The 19,781-nt window shown below is 60.3% G+C and carries 19 protein-coding genes; 16 read left to right on the forward strand and 3 right to left on the reverse strand.

The genetic code is table 11. The annotated features are described in order from the left end of the window. The 8 genes from J3T93_RS03810 (at position 1) to J3T93_RS03845 (ending at position 8,421) form a co-directional block, all read left to right on the forward strand. Positions 1-558: a preprotein translocase subunit YajC gene (locus tag J3T93_RS03810; RefSeq protein WP_267399965.1), complete on the forward strand. Its 558-nt coding sequence runs from the start codon at positions 1-3 to the stop codon at positions 556-558. Positions 559-666: 108 nt separating this feature from the next. Continuing rightward, positions 667-1,251 (forward strand): adenine phosphoribosyltransferase, encoded by a 585-nt coding sequence (locus J3T93_RS03815; RefSeq protein WP_267430554.1) that lies wholly within the window; start codon positions 667-669, stop codon positions 1,249-1,251. A gap of 22 nt (positions 1,252-1,273) precedes the next feature. Then, entirely contained in the window at positions 1,274-2,488 is a 1,215-nt protein-coding gene (gene sucC / locus J3T93_RS03820; RefSeq protein ID WP_267399968.1) for an ADP-forming succinate--CoA ligase subunit beta, read from the forward strand. Then, positions 2,485-3,408, forward strand: a complete 924-nt coding sequence (sucD, locus tag J3T93_RS03825) for a succinate--CoA ligase subunit alpha (RefSeq protein ID WP_267399970.1) — start codon at positions 2,485-2,487, stop codon at positions 3,406-3,408. The genes sucC and sucD overlap by 4 nt, the downstream gene beginning before the upstream one ends. After that, the gene (locus J3T93_RS03830) at positions 3,405-4,781 is read left to right on the forward strand and encodes a DUF6350 family protein (protein WP_267430555.1); all 1,377 of its coding nucleotides are present in this window, start codon (positions 3,405-3,407) and stop codon (positions 4,779-4,781) included. Before sucD ends, J3T93_RS03830 begins: the two co-directional genes overlap by 4 nt. Before the next feature lie 52 nt (positions 4,782-4,833). After that, positions 4,834-6,435, forward strand: a complete 1,602-nt coding sequence (purH, locus tag J3T93_RS03835; RefSeq protein ID WP_267430556.1) for a bifunctional phosphoribosylaminoimidazolecarboxamide formyltransferase/IMP cyclohydrolase — start codon at positions 4,834-4,836, stop codon at positions 6,433-6,435. A gap of 131 nt (positions 6,436-6,566) precedes the next feature. Further along, complete coding sequence (locus J3T93_RS03840; protein WP_267399975.1) at positions 6,567-7,940, forward strand: NAD-dependent succinate-semialdehyde dehydrogenase; 1,374 nt, start codon at positions 6,567-6,569, stop codon at positions 7,938-7,940. A gap of 133 nt (positions 7,941-8,073) precedes the next feature. Continuing rightward, positions 8,074-8,421 (forward strand): DUF3017 domain-containing protein, encoded by a 348-nt coding sequence (locus J3T93_RS03845; protein WP_267430557.1) that lies wholly within the window; start codon positions 8,074-8,076, stop codon positions 8,419-8,421. A 6-nt stretch (positions 8,422-8,427) separates the two neighbouring features. On the opposite strand, the gene J3T93_RS03850 is transcribed toward J3T93_RS03845, so the two are convergent. Continuing rightward, complete coding sequence (locus tag J3T93_RS03850) at positions 8,428-9,702, reverse strand: MIP/aquaporin family protein (RefSeq protein WP_267399977.1); 1,275 nt, start codon at positions 9,700-9,702, stop codon at positions 8,428-8,430. 170 nt (positions 9,703-9,872) lie between these two features. Here J3T93_RS03850 and J3T93_RS03855 point away from each other — a divergent pair, with 170 nt between their 5' ends. Both J3T93_RS03855 and der read left to right on the forward strand, forming a co-directional pair. Further along, positions 9,873-10,646 carry a pseudouridine synthase gene (locus tag J3T93_RS03855; protein WP_024627734.1) on the forward strand — a complete coding sequence of 258 codons (774 nt, stop codon included), beginning with the start codon at positions 9,873-9,875 and terminating at the stop codon, positions 10,644-10,646. After that, positions 10,643-12,751: a bifunctional cytidylate kinase/GTPase Der gene (der, locus tag J3T93_RS03860; protein WP_267430558.1), complete on the forward strand. Its 2,109-nt coding sequence runs from the start codon at positions 10,643-10,645 to the stop codon at positions 12,749-12,751. The genes J3T93_RS03855 and der overlap by 4 nt, the downstream gene beginning before the upstream one ends. 217 nt (positions 12,752-12,968) lie before the next feature. Here the strand turns inward: der and J3T93_RS03865 are convergent, their stop codons facing one another. Together J3T93_RS03865 and J3T93_RS03870 are read right to left on the reverse strand one after the other, a co-directional pair. After that, positions 12,969-13,697: an SdpI family protein gene (locus tag J3T93_RS03865; RefSeq protein WP_267430559.1), complete on the reverse strand. Its 729-nt coding sequence runs from the start codon at positions 13,695-13,697 to the stop codon at positions 12,969-12,971. Positions 13,698-13,707: 10 nt separating this feature from the next. After that, positions 13,708-14,046, reverse strand: a complete 339-nt coding sequence (locus tag J3T93_RS03870) for a metalloregulator ArsR/SmtB family transcription factor (protein WP_267430560.1) — start codon at positions 14,044-14,046, stop codon at positions 13,708-13,710. Between the two features lie 284 nt (positions 14,047-14,330). Here J3T93_RS03870 and J3T93_RS03875 point away from each other — a divergent pair, with 284 nt between their 5' ends. The 6 genes from J3T93_RS03875 to J3T93_RS03900 all read left to right on the forward strand — a co-directional run bounded on the left by J3T93_RS03875 (position 14,331) and on the right by J3T93_RS03900 (position 19,507). Further along, complete coding sequence (locus J3T93_RS03875) at positions 14,331-15,005, forward strand: HAD family hydrolase (protein ID WP_267430561.1); 675 nt, start codon at positions 14,331-14,333, stop codon at positions 15,003-15,005. A gap of 120 nt (positions 15,006-15,125) precedes the next feature. Continuing rightward, on the forward strand, positions 15,126-15,749 hold the full coding sequence (locus tag J3T93_RS03880) for an endonuclease III domain-containing protein (RefSeq protein ID WP_267430562.1): 624 nt from the start codon (positions 15,126-15,128) through the stop codon (positions 15,747-15,749). 251 nt (positions 15,750-16,000) lie between these two features. Beyond that, the gene (locus J3T93_RS03885; RefSeq protein WP_267430563.1) at positions 16,001-17,041 is read left to right on the forward strand and encodes a zinc-dependent alcohol dehydrogenase family protein; all 1,041 of its coding nucleotides are present in this window, start codon (positions 16,001-16,003) and stop codon (positions 17,039-17,041) included. A 335-nt stretch (positions 17,042-17,376) separates the two neighbouring features. Then, positions 17,377-18,087: an ABC transporter ATP-binding protein gene (locus tag J3T93_RS03890; protein WP_267430564.1), complete on the forward strand. Its 711-nt coding sequence runs from the start codon at positions 17,377-17,379 to the stop codon at positions 18,085-18,087. A 32-nt stretch (positions 18,088-18,119) separates the two neighbouring features. Next, a complete protein-coding gene (locus J3T93_RS03895) occupies positions 18,120-19,175 on the forward strand; it encodes a hypothetical protein (RefSeq protein ID WP_267430565.1) in 1,056 nt (351 codons plus the stop codon). Next, positions 19,172-19,507, forward strand: coding sequence for a hypothetical protein (locus J3T93_RS03900; RefSeq protein WP_267430566.1), 336 nt, complete (start codon positions 19,172-19,174; stop codon positions 19,505-19,507). Before J3T93_RS03895 ends, J3T93_RS03900 begins: the two co-directional genes overlap by 4 nt. The last annotated feature ends 274 nt before the right edge of the window (positions 19,508-19,781 follow it).

Consider the following 19,781-nt stretch of genomic DNA (forward strand, 5'->3'; position numbering starts at 1 on the left):
ATGGGATCCATGCTTTTCATGATCGTCATCATCGCCCTGATGATCGCCATGATGTGGGGAAGCTCCCGCAAGAGCAAGCAACAGCAGGCCGCCGTCCAGGACTTCCGCCAATCCCTGCAGCCCGGTGACGAGGTAGCCACCACCACTGGTCTTCTTGGCAAGGTCGTCTCCGTGGACCTGGAGAAGGAGCAGGTGGTCATCGACTCCGAGGGTTCGCAGTCCCGTTGGCGCATCCAGGCCATCACCAAGCCCCCCATCGTCCCCGCCTATATCCACGACGACGAGGTTGACGAAAACGGCAACCCCCTGCCCGAGAATGCGGATGCCCCAGCCGAGGTCACCGACGCTGAAGACACCGCCGCCGACGATGCTGCCACAGAGAACTCTGCCGCTTCCGAGGACAAGGATGAGGCCGAATCCAAGTCGGATTCCGAACCAGAGCCGGAAGACGAATCAGACAAGGCCGAGACTGAGGATGAGGAAAAGTCCGATGACGCTGACGAATCGGATGCGTCCAAGGATTCCAAGGCTTCGGATTCGACTTCCGCCAAGTCCTGAAGGTCATGCGCGCGCCACACCTTCCGTCAGGCTAACTCCGAACGGAAACGCGGCGCGCGTATGATGGCCCCGGCAACCACTTCCAAGGAGCAAAACAGAAAGAAGATCATGGCTCAATCGGACGATATCAAGGTTGGAGAACTTAAGCAGGTGGGCGATGACGACGCCGCTTATCTGATCTCATTGATCCGTACCATTCCGGACTTTCCCAAGAAGGGGATCCTTTTCAGGGACTTCATCCCGGCCATGTCGGATCCCAGGGGATTAGCCATTATTCTCGACGCCATGAAGCGCACCCTGCCCGTCAAGCCGGAGGACTTCGACCTGGTCGCCGGGCTTGAGGCTCGCGGCTTTCTGATCGGCCCCCAGCTGGCCTGCGATCTGGGTAAGGGCTTCCTGCCCATGCGCAAGGCTGGCAAGCTCCCCGATCCTACCTACAGCCAGGAATACGCACTCGAATACGGCAACGCCCGCATCGAAATCGAGCAGGGCTCCCTGCGCCCTGGCCAGCGAGTCCTGATTGTCGACGACCTGATCGCTACCGGCGGTTCCGCCCAGGCAGCTGCACGTCTGGTGGAGCAGGCCGGAGGCCAGGTGGCCGGTCTCAGCTTCGTCATGGAGCTCAACGGTCTGGACGGTCGCAAGGCCCTGGGCGCCTACCCGGTCACCTGCCTGATGAACATGCCCGCCTGAGCACGATTGGGGGACCATCACCATGGATTTGTACGAATACCAGGCCAGGCAGCTGCTCGCTGAACATGGCATCTCCCAGCCAAGGGCCGTCTATGCCTCAACCGCTGAAGAGGCCGGCCAGGCAGCCGACATCATCGGCTATCCCTGCATGATCAAGGGCCAGGCCACCATCGGCCACAGGGGACAGGCGGGAGCCGTCAAGCGAGCCGAGAATCACGAGCAGGCCGTGGCACTGGCCGAGGCCATCCTGCCCATGAACATCGATGGCCATCCGGTCAGCGGGATCCTGGTCACCGAAGCTCGCAACATCCTGCACGAGTACTACCTGTCCATTTCGGTGGACCGCACCTCCCGGGACTACGATGTCCTGGCCACGGCCAGCGGCGGCACCGAGGTGGAGACCATCGCCCGCGAGCATCCCGAATCGGTTCGGCGCCTGCACATCGGCCCCCTGGAGGATTTCGACAGGCAGGCCGCCCGCACCATGGCCGAGCGCATCGGCTTCTACCATGCCGATCTGGAGCAGGCCGCGCAGATACTTCTGGGCATGTGGCACACCTTCCAGGACAGCGATGCAACCCTGGTCGAGATCAACCCCCTGGCCAAGGTGGGCGACCCGGACGACGAGGCCACCAAGCACCTGGATGCCCTCGATGCCAAGATTTCCCTGGACGGGAACGCAGCCTTCCGGCACGACGGATGGAAGCGGTTCACGGACCCAGCTCAGGTCGACCCCCTGGAAGCCAAGGCCAAGGCTGCGGGCTTGCACTACGTCCATCTGGACGGTCAGGTGGGTGTTATCGGCAACGGCGCAGGACTGGTCATGAGTTCCTTGGATGCGGTGGCCGGGTCAGGACACCGCCAGGGCCTTCCTATCGGACCCGCGAACTTCCTCGACATCGGCGGCGGAGCCTCTCCTGAAGTCATGCGTACCAGCCTGGACGTGGTCCTCTCCGATCCCAAGGTCCGTTCGGTCATGGTCAATGTCTATGGAGGCATCACCTCCTGCCAGCAGGTGGCCCAGGGCATCCTGGCCGCCGTGGATGCCGAGGGTGAGCAGGACCAGAACGACGACCGGCCCATTGTGGTCCGCTTCGACGGCAATGAGGCTGCCGAGGGGCTGGACCTGCTGACCAAGGCCCAACAGCCTCGGCTCAAGGTGGCCCGCACCATGGAGGAGGCGGCAGACCAGGCCGTGGCCCTGGCCGCCCAGGCAGGAAAGGAGACGGGACGATGACCCTCTTCATTGAAGACGGCGCCCCCGTCATGGTCCAGGGCATGACCGGTCACCAGGGCATGGTCCACACGGCCCACATGATGGCGGCAGGCACCAATATCCTGGCCGGAGTCAATGCCCGCAAGGCTGGAATGACGGTCGACTTCGACGGTCCGGACGGCCAGACCCGTCATGTGCCCGTATACGCCGACTGCGCAGCCGCCCGTCAGGCGACCAGAGCCCGCACCTCCGTGGTCTTCGTCCCGCCCAGGTTCGCCAAGGATGCCATGGTCGAGGCCATCGAGGCCGGCATCACCCTGATTGTGGTCATTACCGAGGGCATTCCCGTGGCCGATACCGCATACTGCGTGGCCCTGGCCAGGGAACGCGGTTGCCGCATCGTCGGTCCCAACTGCCCAGGACTGATGACCATGTCCGACCGACCCAACGGCGTTGGCGTAGACCTGGGCATCATCCCGCAGGGCATCGCCGGTCGCGGCCCGCTGGGACTGGTCTCCAAGTCCGGCACACTGACCTATCAGCTCATGGGGGAGTTGTCCTCCATCGGTTTCACCGCCTGCCTGGGCATCGGCGGCGACCCCATTGTGGGCACCACCATGCTGGAGGCCCTGCAAGCCTTCAACCGCGATCCAGAGACCAAGGCCTGCGTCATGATCGGCGAAATCGGCGGCTCGGCTGAACAGGAGGCCGCCCACTGGGCCTCCACCCACATGACCAAGCCCATCGTGGCCTATATCGCCGGCTTCACCGCCCCAGAGGGCAAGCAGATGGGCCACGCCGGGGCCATCATCTCGGGCGGCAAGGGCACAGCCGCCGACAAGAAGGAAGTGCTTGAGTCCGTCGGCATCAAGGTGGGCACCACACCCGGCGAGACGGCCCGGCTAACCCGCGACCTGCTACGGGAGCATGCCATCATATGACCGACAGGGTGAAAGTGTGGCTCCGGGGGGCCCTCGAGGCCTTCCTAGCCATACTTATCTACACTGTCGCCCTAGGCTCCTGCATGGCCCTGCTCCTGCTCATCATTTCCATTGAGGAGGGCGGGCCATCACTGTCCATGGCCACTGTGGCCCTGACAGAAACCATCACCCTGCTCACCCAGGGCTGTGGGTTCACGGCCGGGGCCTTGACCCTGACCATCATCCCCCTGCTGCTGACCGGTCTGCTGATCTGGATGATTCGCTCCCTGGTCAGACGGCTGGGCATGTCCGTCGGTGGTTGCATTGCCGGCCTGGTCGTCTGGGTGCTGTGCAGCCTCATCCTCATGCAGGGCAGCCAGACCGTCCAGGTGGATACCACCCCGGTCATTCTTTTGCGGACCAGCCTGGTCTTCCTATTGGGTTACGGCTGGGCCTGGGTCCGCTCTGAACCGTTCCGCCAGGCTTTCACCAAACGCATCAAAGAATCTTTACCAATTCAGGTCCGCAGGACCATTGGGCTGGGTCTCACGGCCGGATTGATGCTTTTGGCCGCCATGCTGGTCGCCGGCCTGATCGCCTTGATTGTATGGGTCGCCCTCTATCACGGAGACGTGGGCCGCCTGTTCAAACTGACGCGTATGGGCACCGCCTCGGCTGTAACGACCAGTCTGGCCTCCTTGGCCTGGCTACCCAATCTGATCATCTGGACTGCCTCCTGGCTCTTCGGCAGCGGTTTCAACATCGGCGGGCTGGCGACCTTCACCCTCTGGTCCGGACACGCCTCAAGTCTGCCCTCGCTGCCCCTCTTCGGGCTGTTCCCAGAGCCGGTCTCCCGGCAGGAGGTTCGTCTGCTCCTGCTCAACCTGCCTTTGCTGGCCGGAGTGGTTGCGGGCATTCTGCTGTTGACCGGACCATGGGGTGTCAGAATTCACGCCGCTGTGCACCAAGCGGGACTGAAATCCCGAGATACCGCAGTCTGCTTCCTGATGGCAACCTTGGCCATGGCCCTGACCTGGCTGGTCACCCTGCTCGGTCTTGCCCTGCTTTTCCAACTCTCCAACGGGGCCCTGGGCCGCCAGCGACTTGCCGGAGTGGGCGTGCCCATAGCCTCCTCCCTGCGCATGATCGGGACCTCCCTGGGGGTAGGTCTGCTGGGAGTATGGCTGCTGGCACTCGTCATCGCCGCCCTGAACATCATCAAGGACATCCTGATTGACTATCTGCGCCAGGCAGACACCATAAAAAATTCCGCCAAGGCGAAAAACAAGGAAAAACACAACCAATCACGCGGTCAGGGGAGAAAGGAGTCCAAGGCAACCGACCGAGCAGACACACCACGACAGGTTTCGTCCACCCGCAGACCAGGCAAGTAGGTCCGAAGGTGGCGGGGCGCCTCGGCATTCAAGCATAGGAGTAGGAGTTTCCATGGTCACCACGAATCGAACCATCAACCGAGCACTGGTCTCGGTCTACCACAAGCAGGGTCTTGAGGCCATGGCATCGGCCTTCCGCCAGGCAGGCACCGAGGTCGTCTCCACCGGCAGCACCGCAAAGAAGCTGCAGGATCTGGGCGTCCAGGTCACCCCGGTGGAAAAGGTCACCGGTTTTCCGGAGAGTCTTGACGGCCGGGTCAAAACCCTGGATCCGCATATCCACGCCGGGCTGCTGGCCGACATGACCAATCCCGACCATGTCCAGCAACTCAAGGACTTGGGCATAGCCCCCTTCGACCTGGTGGTGGTCAACCTCTACCCCTTCGAACAGACCGTCCTCGAGGGCGCCGATGCTGACCAGTGCCTGGAGCGCATCGACATCGGTGGCCCTGCCATGATCCGGGCCGCCGCCAAGAACCATGCCAGCGTGGCTGTGATCACCGACCCTGATGACTATGCCCTGGCCGCTGACCGCATCGCCTCAGGCACCGGTTTCAGCCTGGCCGAACGCGGACGTCTGGCTGCCGAAGCCTTCGCCTTGACCGCCTCCTATGACGCGGCCATCGCCGAGTGGACAGCACGCACATGGGTTGACGACAAGCAGGACAAGGCCGAGGATCAGAAACCAGCCCAAGCGTTGACCCGCACCTGGCGTCTAGCCAGCCAACTGCGCTACGGAGAGAACCCCCACCAGAAGGCCGCCCTCTACCTGGACCCGCTGGACCGGGACGGTTTCGCCGCCGCAGAGCACCTGGGCGGAGCCAAGGAAATGAGCTACAACAACTACGTGGATGCGGATTCCGCCTGGCGCTCGGTCTGGGACTTCCCCGACCTGCCCGCAGTGGCCGTGGTCAAGCACTCCAACCCCTGCGGTCTGGCCGTGGGGGAGGACATCGCCCAGGCCCACCGCCGCGCCCACGCCTGCGACCCCATGAGCGCCTATGGCGGGGTCATCGCCGCCAACCGCACGGTCACCCTGACCATGGCCCAGCAGATCAAGCCGGTCTTCACCGAGGTGATTGTGGCTCCAAGCTATGAGCCCGAGGCCCTGGACCTGCTGCGAACCAAGAAGAACCTGCGCATCCTGTCTGTGCAACGCCGCCCGCGTCAGCGCCCGATCATCCGTCAAATCGACGGGGGAGCCTTGGTACAGACGCCCGACCTGATCGACGCCCCGGGGGACGATCCCTCCACCTGGCGTCTGGTCTCCGGCAACCCAGCCGACCAGACGACCATGGATGATCTGACCTTCGCCTGGCGGGCCATCCGCTCGGTCAAGTCCAACGCGGTGCTCCTGGCCAACCAGGGAGCCACCGTGGGTATCGGTATGGGCCAGGTCAACAGGGTTGACTCCAGCCACCTGGCAGTCGAGCGGGCCAACACGCTGGATGAGGGCCGTAACCGGGCCAAGGGCTCAGTGGCCGCATCCGATGCCTTCTTCCCCTTCGCGGATGGTCTGGAATATCTGATCCAGGCCGGCATCAGGGCCGTGGTGCAACCGGGTGGCTCCATCCGTGATCCTGAGGTGATCAAGGCCGCCCTGGACGCCGATCTGACCATGTATCTGACCGGGACACGCCACTTCTTCCACTGATGAAACCGGACCCTGCGGTCAAATGTCGCCCTGCGGCAAATTCTTTGACCGCAGGGTCCAATGCGGTGATATGCTGAATGAACTGACCAGCGATGATGCTGACTAGGTACCCATAATTCGAAGGAGATATTGTGACCTATCAGACAGTCAATCCTTTTAACAACCAACTGATCAAGACCTATCCAGATGCCACCGATGAAGACCTGGAGAACGCCCTGGCCCGTGGCCATGACCTCTACAAGACCTGGCGCAAGCAGGAGGGCCCCGGTGACCGTCCCGCACAACTGCGTCAGGTCGCCAAGCTCTTCCGTCAGAACGAGGACACCCTGGCAGCCAACCTGACCCTGGACATGGGCAAGCTGGTGGGCGAGGCCCGCGCCGAGGTGGAGCTGTGCGCAGACATCGCCGACTACTTCGCCGACCACGCGGAGGAGCTGCTGGCTCCCGTCCCCCTGGACAACCCCGCTGGCAAGGCCTACTACGTCAAGCAAGCCACCGGCATCGTGTTCATGGTTGAACCCTGGAACTTCCCCTATTACCAGATCATGCGCGTGTTCGCCCCCAACTTCATTCTGGGCAACCCCATGATCCTCAAACACGCCTCCAACGTGCCGGGTTCGGCTGTGGCCTTCGAACAGACCGTGAAAGAAGCAGGAGCCCCCGAGGGCAGCCTGACCAACCTCTTTGTCAACTATGACCAGGTGGACCGTGCCATCGCCGATCCCCGCGTCTCTGGCGTGGCCCTGACCGGGTCGGAGCGCGGCGGCGCCTCCGTGGCCAAGTCGGCTGGAGCCAACCTGAAGAAGTCCTCCATGGAGCTGGGCGGCAACGACGTCTTCATAGTCCTGGATGACGCTGACTGGGATCTGCTCAAGAAGGTGGCCCCGGGTGCCAGGCTGACGAACGCCGGCCAGGTCTGCACCTCCTCCAAGCGTTTCATCGTCACGGAGAATCGCTACGATGACTTCGTTTCGCTCATCGTCGATGCCTTCTCGCACGCGGTTCTGGGCGATCCCAGCAACCCCGAAACCACGCTGGCCCCCATGTGCATGGTCTCCGCACGCGACAACCTGGCCAAGCAGGTCGAAAGCGCTGTGGCCGGTGGAGCCAAGGTCGCCTACGGCAACAAGCCATACGATTCGCCGGGGGCCTTCTTCACCCCGACGGTTCTGACGGACATCGACCGTAACAACCCCGTCTACAACCAGGAGATGTTCGGCCCTGTGGCCTCCATTTACAAGGTGGCCAACGAGGATGAGGCCATTGAACTGGCCAACGACTCCAGCTACGGCCTGGGCGGTGTGGTCTTCTCCTCGGATACCGACCATGCGGATGTCCTGGCCCGTCGCATCGAGACCGGCATGACCTTCATCAACGGCGGATGGGTGACCATGCCTGAACTGCCCTTCGGTGGCGTCAAGAACTCCGGCTACGGCCGCGAGCTCTACAGCCTGGGCTTCGACACCTTCGCCAACGAGCATCTGATCTTCCAGCACAAGAACTGATCGGACTGCTCCGGCTCCTTGTTGAAACAGCGACCGTGCCATCATCGTCCAAGGGCGATGGCGGCACGGTCGCTTTGCGTCAACAGCACTGGTAGGCTCGAACCGACAGAGCATATGCAGAAGGCAGGAGAACATGGCAGACGCGGCTAAGACCGAAAATCCGAACCTCAAGCCCCCGCAACCGCCCAAGACTTCTGGTCGAGGCCACCCCTTCGTCTCGGAGGCTCAGGAGGGTCGTCCTATCTGCGAGGCCATCATCTTTCTCGTGGTGCTTGTCGCCGCGCTCGTGGCCTTCTGCGGATACACATGGGCCGCGACTGGACTGGTGTCCGTCGCGGCCCTGGTTTGCGGCGCCCTGCGCCTGATCCTCAATGAACGCAGCCCCTGGAAGGTGCGGTCGGTGCCCTTCGATGCCTTCATCAGCATCGCCCTGGGCATCGGCCTGCTGGTCACCTACACCAGCATTCAGCTGATGCTGTGACCCCTCTCAGCTTTCAGTAGGCTTGTCTTCGGATTGATCATCACTGTCTTCTGTTTCCGAAGCAGTATGAAGGGGCTCGACCTGCAGATCGGGAATGGTTCCTGCATTAGCGGGGGCAACAGCATCCTTTCCAGCATCAGCATCTTGCTCTGCATCGGAATCGGATAGAGACGATACATCGACGGTCTGAGCAGTGGTGTCCGCAGGGGCGACCGTGTCAGTTGTATCAGCAACAGGGGTTTGAACCGGAGCAGGTGATGCCTGGGCCGATTGATCCTGAACCTGGGCACCAGCAGGAGCAAAGGCTTCAGCCTGAGCATCCGGGCCCAACTGAGCCTGAGCACCGGGGGCAAAAGCATCAGCTTGTGCTTGTGCCTGAGCATCTGCATCCACCTGTGCAACTCGCTGCGCATCAGTGGCAGCGCCCATGGCGCGCATGGCCATGTTGTCGGTGATGATGCTGGTCATGATGATGACCAGGGCCACCAGAGAGGCAGCCAGCAGCGGGCAGATCCAGAAGAGCCAGAGCTGGGAGATCGGGCTGACGGCCATGTGCTTGGACTGGGCGAAGATGGCGATACCGGTGGAGCGAGCCGGGTTCAGTCCCGAGCAGGTGATGGGGTAGGTGACCAGCACGCCGACGCCATAGGCCAGCCCGGTGTAGAGAGCATGATTGCGGCGGGCACGGCCGTCAGAGCGCAGGGTGGTGATGGCCGCAGCCACCACGATCATGCAGCCGATCAGCTCAACCACGATGGCCATGGGCGCCCCGAAGGCGATGTGCTGCTGACCCAGGGTGGCCGCAGCGGGTGAGCCGCCGGAAAAACCGTTGACCGAGAACATGAGCCAGGTCCTGTCTGGCACGGATTTGCTGACCGGCACAAGGGCAACGGCAAGTGCGCCAGCGCCGATAGCGCCGATCACCTGGGCGACGATGTAGATCAGCCCGTCCACCATGCTGATCTGTGAGGTGAACATGGCCGCCACGGTCACGGCGGGGTTGAAGTGTCCGCCGGAGACGCCGCCCAACATGGCCGTCACGACCAGGTAGGTCAGGGCGGTTCCCAGGACCGGCAGCACCACACTGGGCTGGCCCATGACCAGCTGGCCGAAGCTGTAGGACAGGTAGATGACCGCGCAGATCAGGAAGGTGCCCGCCAGCTCGGCGGCGGCACGAATCCAACGAACATCACGAGGCCTGATCCGCCTGCGGACGGGCTTTGCGGCAACCTGCCCGTCGGCCTGTTCGAGGACCGGCTCAGCACTTGCTTCCATAGTCATGTTCCCCACCTTGCAATCCCTTCGACGACAATGAACAACAACAGCTTCCAGCTTAGGGCAAGCCAACAACACTTCCCTAGGCTCCGATATAGTATGATATGACCTTTTGGCGGCTGCGGTCGCCCGGAACGTTAACCGTTACATATCTATCAGGCCACGTTGGGAGAACGATGCCACATCCATACACGCAGGCGATCAGAGCGCGCGAACAGGGGGAGGAAGGCATCCGCCTCCAAAAGGTGCTGGCCCAGGCCGGATTCGGCTCTCGTCGCAAATGCGAGCAGATCATCACCCAAGGCAGGGTCGAGGTCGACGGCGAGCTGGTCACCACCTTGGGCAGCCGGGTGGACCCATCCCACCAGCAGATCCGCGTTGATGGATCGCGCATCCATCTGAACGACAAGCATGTCACCCTTGCCCTGAACAAGCCGCGCAAGGTCCTTTCGACCATGGACGACCCCAAGGGTCGGTTCACTCTGCGCGACATCATCGGGGACCGCTACGAGCGGGTCTTCCACATGGGCAGGCTGGACTATGACTCCGAGGGCCTGATCCTCATGACCGACGACGGTGAGCTGGCCCAGCACGTCATGCACCCGCGTTACGAGGTGGAGAAGACCTATATCGCCACGCTCAGCGGCCACATTGGCGGCAATGTCTGCCGGCGGCTGGTCACCCAGGGCGTGGAGCTGGATGACGGCCTGATCCGCCTGGACCATTGCGCCATCATCGACCACAACCGCGAGCACACCATCGTCAAGGTGGTTCTGCATTCGGGCAAGAACCGGATAGTCCGGCGCATCTTCGGTGCCATCGGCTACCCAGTGACCCGGTTGGTGCGCACCCAGATCGGCCCCATCCGGCTGGGCGAGATTCGTCCTGGCTCCTATCGGGTGCTCTCCGCCGCCGAGATCAAGGCCTTGGATAAGGAGGTCGGACTGTGATCACCGTCGCCATCGATGGCCCTGCGGGAGTGGGCAAGTCCTCCACCTCACGGGCCCTGGCCAAGCATTTCGGCCTGGCCTACCTGGACACGGGCGCCATGTACCGGGCGGTCACCCTATGGTGCATGGACCGCGGGCTGGACCTGGACGCGGACCAGCCCGACCAGGAGGCGATCACCGAGGCCGTGGCCGAATCCATCACCGGTGGCCACCTGGTCATGGGACTCGACCCCGAACATCCCACTGTCAGCCTGGACGGTCGTGACGTGGATGAAGAGATACGCTCTACCAGGGTCTCCGAGCATGTTTCCGTGGTCTCTTCGATTCCGGCCGTGCGCCGGGTTCTGATAGCTGCCCAGCGGGCCATCATGGCCGACCAGGAGCGCGGCGTGGTGGCCGAAGGACGGGACATGACCACCGTGGTGGCCCCGGATGCCCAGGTCCGTGTACTCCTGACAGCCCGTGAGGAGGTCCGCCAGGCCCGCCGCAGCGGCCAGGCCCAGGCTGGATCAGCCGGCGCCGAGGATCTGGCTGCCCGGGATGCCCGGGATTCCAAGGTCACCTCTTTCATGAGCGCAGCCGACGGGGTGACCACCGTGGACAACTCCGATCTGACCTTCGAGCAAACCTTGCAGATCCTGATCGATCTGGTCTCCTCGGCCATGGAGGAGGACTCCTACGACGAGTACGCCCGCAATCTGGACGACTATGAGCTGGATGAAGAAGACCGTGCTCTGCTGGAGGGCGGCTCAGAGAGCCAGGATGACCAAAACCAAGGCCCCAAGGCCGTGGGCGTGCTGGCCGTGGTGGGAAGGCCCAACGTGGGCAAGTCCACCCTGGTCAACAGGATTCTCGGCCGCCGTGCTGCCGTAGTCGAAGACACCCCTGGCGTGACCCGGGATCGTGTCAGCTACGAGGCTGAATGGGCCGGCACCCAATTCAAGCTGGTGGACACCGGCGGCTGGGAAAGCGATGTGGAGGGCATCGAATCCGCCATCGCTTCCCAGGCGCAGGTCGCCGTGTCCCTGGCTGATGCCGTCATTCTGGTCGTGGACGGCCAGGTGGGGCTGACCGCCAGCGACGAGCGGATCGTCACCATGCTGCGGGCTGCCGGCAAGCCGGTCGTCCTGGCCGTCAACAAGCTGGATGACCGTATGGCCGACTACACCGCCTCCGAATTCTGGAAGCTGGGCCTGGGCGAACCCTATGCCATCTCCGCCATGCACGGCCGGGGGATAGGTGATCTGCTGGACGCCGCGCTGGAACAGCTCAGCAAGGCTGAGAAGACCTCGGGATTCCTCACCCCGGAGGGCCTGCGCCGGGTGGCCCTGGTCGGCCGGCCCAACGTGGGCAAGTCCTCCCTGCTCAACCAGCTGGCTCACGAGGAGCGGGCCGTGGTCCACGATGTGGCCGGCACCACCAGAGACCCGGTCGACGAGGTGGTACAGGTGGACGGCGAGGACTGGCTCTTCATCGACACCGCCGGCATCAAGCGTCGCCTGCACAAGATCTCGGGTGCCGAGTACTACTCCAGTCTGCGCACCCAGGCGGCCATCGAACGCTCAGAACTGGCACTCATCCTCTTCGATGCCTCCCAGCCCATCGCCGATCAGGACTTGAAGGTCATGAGCCAGGCCGTGGATGCGGGTCGGGCCATCGTCCTGGTCTTCAACAAGTGGGATCTGCTGGACGACTTCGGCCGACAGCGTCTCGAGCGGCTCTGGCAGACCGAGTTCGACCGGGTCACCTGGGCCGAACGGGTCAACCTGTCTGCCAAGACCGGCTGGCACACCAACCGGCTGGCCAAGGCCATGCGCACTGCTCTGGAATCATGGGACAAGCGCATACCGACCGGCAAGCTCAACTCCTTCCTGGGCAAGGTTCAGGCTGCACACCCGCATCCGTTGCGAGGCGGCAAGCAACCGAGGATCCTCTTCGCCACCCAGGCTTCCACCAGGCCGCCGCGTTTTGTAACCTTCGCCACCGGCTTCCTGGAGCACGGTTACCGCCGCTATCTGGAACGCTGCCTGCGCGAGGAGTTCGGCTTCGAGGGCACTCCCATCCAAATCTCCGTGCATATCCGCGAAAAGAAGAAGCGCAAATGAAGAAGGTCCCTGGCCCAGCTCTTAAGTCGGCCCAGGGACCTTGCCTTCTCGACTAGACGGCCTTGTCTGCAAATCCTTGTAGAAAGAACTGTGTTTCTGGACATTTGTTGTATTTAGGGGACCTCCAAATCCTTCCAAAAGATTCAGATAGTCCCCATTACGTATATGCAGATCTGCTATTTGCAGTCTCCTTCAAACCACTAATTGCATATAAGCACTAGCGGTGGTACACGGGTCCGCCCTGCCCGGCATACTTTCTGCCAGCGTATGAACCATAGGCACATATGAGTACAAGGACGATTGCCAGAGCCGTTCCACAGGTCCAGTAGAGTCTGACTCCGCTATAAGCCAAGGCAGACAGGATCATGACCACGCCCAGAATCATGAAGAGCACCCCGCCAAACTGCTGACAATGGCGCCAAGCCTCGCGGCTGGCGTAGGCACCTGGCACTCGAAAACCGCTGATGCCGTTGGATCTGGTTTTAGGAGCAAGATTGCCGATGACTATGAGAGTCAGACCGGTCAAAAGCATGGCGACCTTATCAATGCCGAAATCCGTCGGCCACCATCCCCAATGAGGATCAGCAACAGCTAATCCGAACAGATCTATAACAGTGAAAATAATCTGCATGCATAGACCACCAAGCAGAAAAACGGTCAAGGTATGTCCCACTTCATCACCACGTTTAATCAAATATGCGCGCAGGACGAGCATGAGGATGGTCCAAATCAGCGCAATGACAAGACAGAAGCAGGGCATCCAAACCAGCTCCTGGGGAGAGCCCCAGCGATCCACCTGGTTCTGTGCGTTCCAATGAAGCGGGACCTTTTCGTTTGGCAGACGATTGACCACTAAGCAGCTTACGCCCAGCATGATCATCCCCGGCAACCACTGAGCCACGACCAAGGTCGGGACGAACCGACCCGCTTTGCCGCCATCAGCCATGAGAATCTCCTTAGGACTCGGAAACCGCCGTCGAACCAGTTTCCTTGCTCACAGTCTGCGGCTCAGACACACTTCTCTTGTCGCTGGCGCTGGTCCGCAGGCGGTAGAGCCACTGAATAGTGTTGTCCAGCACACTCAGATTGAGTTCGTAGATGACCCTGGTGCCCTGCTTGTGGCCGACAATCAGATCTGCTTCTTTCAACTTCCGCAGATGATAGGACAGCTTGGATGGCGTCATTCCCAGTTTTTCGGCCAGGCGTCCCGCCTCCATGCCGCCCTGCTCCAAAAGATCCAGCACACGACGACGCAGGGGATCAGCCAGAGCCGCTGTTGTTTCTTGAATAGCCATAAGTCTCCTTTTTCGATGATTTTCTCTAGTATTTGCATGCTAACATTGTTTCAACCAATATTGTATATCTTCTTCAACTTTTATACGCTTTTCACTCACTGAGCGCAAAATAATTGACAATCGCCCAGATTGATGCCTGTCGTGGCGACATTAAACTGTTGAACATACCTACTTTTCTGAAGCCAAGGCTGATTGGGGAGAACATTGGCTCAAACCCGGTGAGCCAGACCCGATCTGAGGTCATGCTACTATGAATAACTTCGGCGAATAGGAGAATTTGCGGCATGGGCGAAAATGGAATAAAAGTCAACGTTGGTAAGGCCGCCATCTTCGATCTCGACGGCACTCTTCTGGATTCTATGGGAGTCTGGAAGGAAATCGACCAACGATTCTTCGCTCGTCGCAACATCCCCATGCCGGACGATTACGCATCTGTAGTGGCCTCTATGCAGACCGGTGCCATCGCCAGATACACCATCGACCGCTTCCACCTTGACGAGCGCCCAGAAGATCTTGTGGAGGAATGGAACGAGGACGCGCTCCTGCTCTACGCCACAGCTGTACAACCCAAGCCACACGCACTCGATTACCTGCAAGCGCTAAAAGCCAGCGGTGCCGCCCTGGCTGTGGCAACCAGCCTCCCTCCGCGCCTGCGACAGGCTGCTCTGAAGCACGCTGGGATGACCGATTGTTTCGACCAGGTCTGCAGCGTGGATGATGCCAAAAGCATTGGCAAGGAGGAACCGGAAATCTACCTGTTGGCTTCGCGGATGCTGGGCCTACCACCTGACCACTGCACTGTGTTCGAGGATCTTCTGGTCGCCGTCGATTCGGCCAAACGCGCTGGGATGAAAGTCTGGGCCATGTACGACCAGTCTTCGGCCAAGGATTGGGATGCCATTCGCTCTGAGGCCGATGGCGCTATCACTGACTTCGCCCAGGCGCCTACCACTCTCTGACTCGCTCCGCACCGGCTGGAGCCAGCTGTTACCATGAAAAGCGTCAAGTAATTTGGTGGAGGCGTCATGGGCAATTCAGGCAGGATAAATGCCGGTTGCTCAAGGTGGCTGTATTCACGTTTGCTCGCTCGTCTGGGATTGCAGAATTGGTGGCCGGCAGAGACCGACTTCGAAATGATGATCGGAGCGGTGCTGGTCCAGCATACAGCCTGGGGAAACGCGGCCATGTCCATCGAGCAGCTGCGCGAAGCCGATCTGCTCAACCCCTGCAACATGGCCGACGTCGACCTGACAAGGCTGACAAACTTGATCAGATCAAGCGGCTTCATGAAGGCCAAGGCACGCACCTGCAAAGCCCTGGCTCAGTGGCTGCTGGCTCATGGCATCCGCACGGCCGATGTTGAGGACTGCACGGATGAAGGCCTGCGTGACGACCTGCTCACCATTGCCGGGGTTGGACGCGAGACGGCGGATGTCATACGGCTCTATGCCTTCGGCCAGCGCTGCTTCATTTGGGATGCCTATGCACGCCGAATGCTGGACGGTCTGGGTTGGGCCTCCCTGCGGTCATACCAAGAGGGTGAAGAGTACGAGGCGGATTTTATTCGGGTTGATCAATGGCCACTGAACGATCTGCGCGAATATCACGGGCTGATCGTTCAAGCGGGTAAAAACCATCGCAATCCCCAGGCCTATGCCGCCTTCCTTAAGGAACTTGGCAGTCCTAAAAGCTCTTCCAAGTGAGTTGATCCCTTGTGGTTCGGTTCGGCCGAGTCACAAGACATATGACGGTATCCCGATACGCCACCCTTATACGGCATATATGACTGCATCTTATGACCGTATTCCCACGTAACAATCTTGTCCGAACCTCGGTGAATCGCGCACAATAAGGCATCGACTTGACTTCAAGCGGATTGAACTCCGTAGACTATGTTTCATCCGCATACTTGGCAGGCGAATATGCCAGGTAGTGAAGAATGGGGAGCAAGAGCATGAAGGCAGCAAAGTTTGTAAAGCCGGGCCGCATCGAGCTGGAGGAAGCGCCGATGCCGACCATTGAAAAGCCTGGAGTTGCCGTGATTCGGGTCATCCGGGCCTGCGTGTGCGGATCCGACCTATGGTGGTACCGGGGTATTTCCTCAATGCCCTCAGGCAGTCAAGTAGGGCACGAGGCCATCGGCCTGGTCGAAAAGGTGGGCTCGGAGGTCACTCATGTCAAGCCAGGGGACTTCGTCATCGCGCCCTTCACTCATGGCTGCGGGCACTGCGCGGCCTGCAGGGCCGGCTTCGATGGTGACTGCCTTGATCCGGACAGGCGGGGGAGCGGCGGCTACCAGAGCGAGTATCTGCGATTCACCAAGGCGGACTGGGCCTTGGTGCAGATTCCTGGCCAGCCTGAGGACTACAGCGACGACATGCTCGACTCCCTGCTGACCCTCTCCGACGTGATGGCCACGGGTTATCATGCAGCCGCTACAGCCCAGGTCAAAGATGGCGATACGGTCGTGGTCATGGGCGATGGAGCGGTGGGTCTGTGCGGAGTCATAGCAGCCAAGCTGCGTGGGGCCGAACGCATCATCGCCATGAGCCGGCATGAGGACCGCCAGAGGTTGGCGCGTGAATTCGGAGCCACTGACATCGTGGCTGAACGTGGCGACGCTGCTGTGGAGCAGGTCATGGCCCTCACCGACGGAGCAGGAGCCGATGCGGTTCTGGAATGCGTAGGCACCGAACTGTCCACAGATACCGCCGTCAAGGTGGCTCGGCCCGGCGCAGTGGTCGGCCGGGTCGGCGTACCGCAGCAGGCTACCATGGACACCTCTAAGCTGTTCTGGCGCAATGTTGGGCTGCGAGGAGGCACGGCCGCAGTCACCACATATGACAGGCATCTGCTACTTGATCAGGTGCTCAAGGGCAGCATCCAGCCAGGCAAGGTCTTCACCCAGCGCTTTGCTTTGGATCACATCCAGGAGGCCTATGAGGCCATGGACCAGCGCACCGCCATCAAATCCCTGCTGCTTGTTAGCGAATGAGGCTGCAACAGTAATCAGCTGATTCTCGGCGCTGCTGACATTACCGGTGGCGCCGCGTAAGCATGCCCTCCTGATCATGCCTCTTATTTCGAAAAATCAGGGCCGTGTCAGGGATAATTCAGGGTAAATCAGGGTATTTCATCCCTTCTTTCGCTGATATCAATGGAATTGACTGATGACGACAAGGATGACCGTCATGCAGGGTCAAGCGACGAACGAGGGCACATGACATCTGCGAGGCGAATCAGCATTACTGGGCGTAGATGCCTCGGTCTGGAAGGTCGTCGATGATCATCCAAGGGAAAGATGCAACTATGAATAACCCCAGCATAAGCGTGAGCAGAGGACCGACACCAACGATTGAAGCTACGGGGCTGTCCATGGTGGTCTCCCCGCGCCGCGGCGATTCACTGACCATTCTCAATGGCATAGCGTTCACTGCCTATCCGGGGGAGATGACCGGCATCATCGGGCCGTCAGGCAGCGGCAAATCGACGCTGCTGTACTGCCTGGCTGGGCTGGAGAAGGCCACTAGCGGCACTGTGCTTCTGCTGGGCAAGGACATAACCCGTCTGGGGCTGTCGGCCATGACCAAGTTCAGACGCCAGCATCTAGGCTTCGTATTCCAGTCCTACAACCTGATCACCAGCATGACAGTCGAACAGAATCTGGCTCTGCCATTCACTCTTCGCGGATCCCGCTTTCCCAGAAAGACGGCGGATTCCCTCTTGAAGTACTTTGGCTTGATCGATCAGAAAAAGAAAAGCGTCACCCTGCTGTCGGGCGGCGAGCAGCAACGTGTTGCCCTGGCCCGCGTCCTGTTGTCCGACGTAGACGTGGTATTCGCGGACGAGCCGACTGGCGCCCTGGATCAGGAATCCGGAGAAAAGGTCATATCGGTGCTGAAGGAACTTGCCAACCACGAAAAGAAAACCATCGTATTGGTGACACATAACAATGAGGTGGCGGGTCAGTGCGATCGGCTTTTTGCCGTGCGCGATGGCCGAATCAGCCAGTCATTCTCTGCGAAAGCGCCCATGGCATGAGAGGCGCCCTGTCCGAACTCAAAGCAGCGCACATGGTCTGGAGCGCCGTCTTGCTGGCCATGGTCGTATCCCAGACTGTCATCTGCTCCCTCATTGCGGTCGCCGCAATCATTGATCAGGACTATCAGGGCCCGGAGCAGGAACTTGGATCCACATACACTGGTCCCGCCTTAACATTCAGCGTGATCATCACCGTAGCTGTGTTGCTATGGGTCATGAACTCAGCACTGAATCAACGACGGCATCAACTGGCGCTCATGGTTTTACAAGGCGCTCTGCCTAGGCAACTGCTGGCCTGGAATCTGCTGATAGTCATGGGATTATTCATCCTGTCTATTGCAGCCACCTGCCTTTTGCTGCCAGTGATTACGCCCTTGATCTTCGCCATGGTGACAAATCCACTCGATTTGCATTTGACATATGCCAGCAGCCACCTGTTCAATTCGCTGGGCAAAGGCCTCGCTTTCAGCGTTGCGCCCATCTTCATAAGCACCCTGTTGACTATCCGTTCGCTCTCGAAAATACGACCAATGGAAGCCCTCAGACAATCCCAGAACCCGCCAAAGCAGATAGGTGTCTTCCGCTTCCTCCTGGGAATCGTATGCTTGATTGGCGCGGGCTGTATGTTGCTGATTCCAGCTTTTGCACTTGCAACTAACCCTCCTGCCAGTCAGATGAGCAGCAATGCCGCTGCGGATCGGATGACGGTATTTCTCGCCTTCGCCATGGGCGGCATGTTCCTCCTGATATTCTCGCTTGCAGCTTTCGCGCCATACCCCCTGCCCGGCTTCACGGCGATATGGACGCGTATTGTGGCGTTGCGATCCAGAACCTGGAGGCTGGCAGGCCAGCAGGCTGTCGGCAGCATACAGCGCCAGGGAGCGGCGATCATCCCGATGACTGCAGGTCTGTCATTGCTGATGACCGTCAGCGGAGGGTTGAGCACGATGATCACCACCATGCAAGTCACTTTGCCCCCCACACCAGATAGCACTGTTCCGGCGACCGCAGACATGTTTGCAAGTCTCTTGGCGGTCACTGGACCGCCACTGATCATCGCGATAACAGGTGCAATTGAGGCACCTTGATCACTTCCAAAGGCAGAGGGCTTGATCTGGCGCTGACCTACGTATCAGGTGCTGGAATCGGCCAGCTCAGAGTATTGGGCGCACTTGATGGCATCATCACTATGATCACCAGCACACTGTTCTCCCTGGTCACCACCTTGCTTTGCACCTCATCCCTGACCTTCATGCTCTTGCGCTTCATGGGCAAAGCACAGATGAGCGTGCAATGGGGCGCTTGGATCGTAGTGGTGCTCATCGCATCCCTGCTTGGTGCCGCAGCCACAGGAATCCAAGCTCTGACCACCAGATTCGAGAACTCTGTCAGTGTCATATCTCATGCCATAGGCGAGTAATAAAGTCCTGCTGCCTAAGCCCGGTTACATATTTGAGCCACAGCAAACCTGCCGACCTCTGCCATTCCCTCATGCCTCTTGTTAAATAAATTAAGTCGGTATATGCAGCGCTCGGCTTGATGAATTAAATTGGTAGGTGCATCTGTGAGCACTTGATGGCTTCCCACCAATACAGGTAAACACAGGAGTATGCGACGATTTCCTACACACGAGCATTTGCAAGGCCCATATAGGGTACAGTCAATGACATACCGTGACAGGTGACGATGAACCA

Origin of the sequence: Bifidobacterium sp. B4111 (genome assembly GCF_026537235.1) — a bacterium.
GTDB lineage: Bacteria > Actinomycetota > Actinomycetes > Actinomycetales > Bifidobacteriaceae > Bombiscardovia.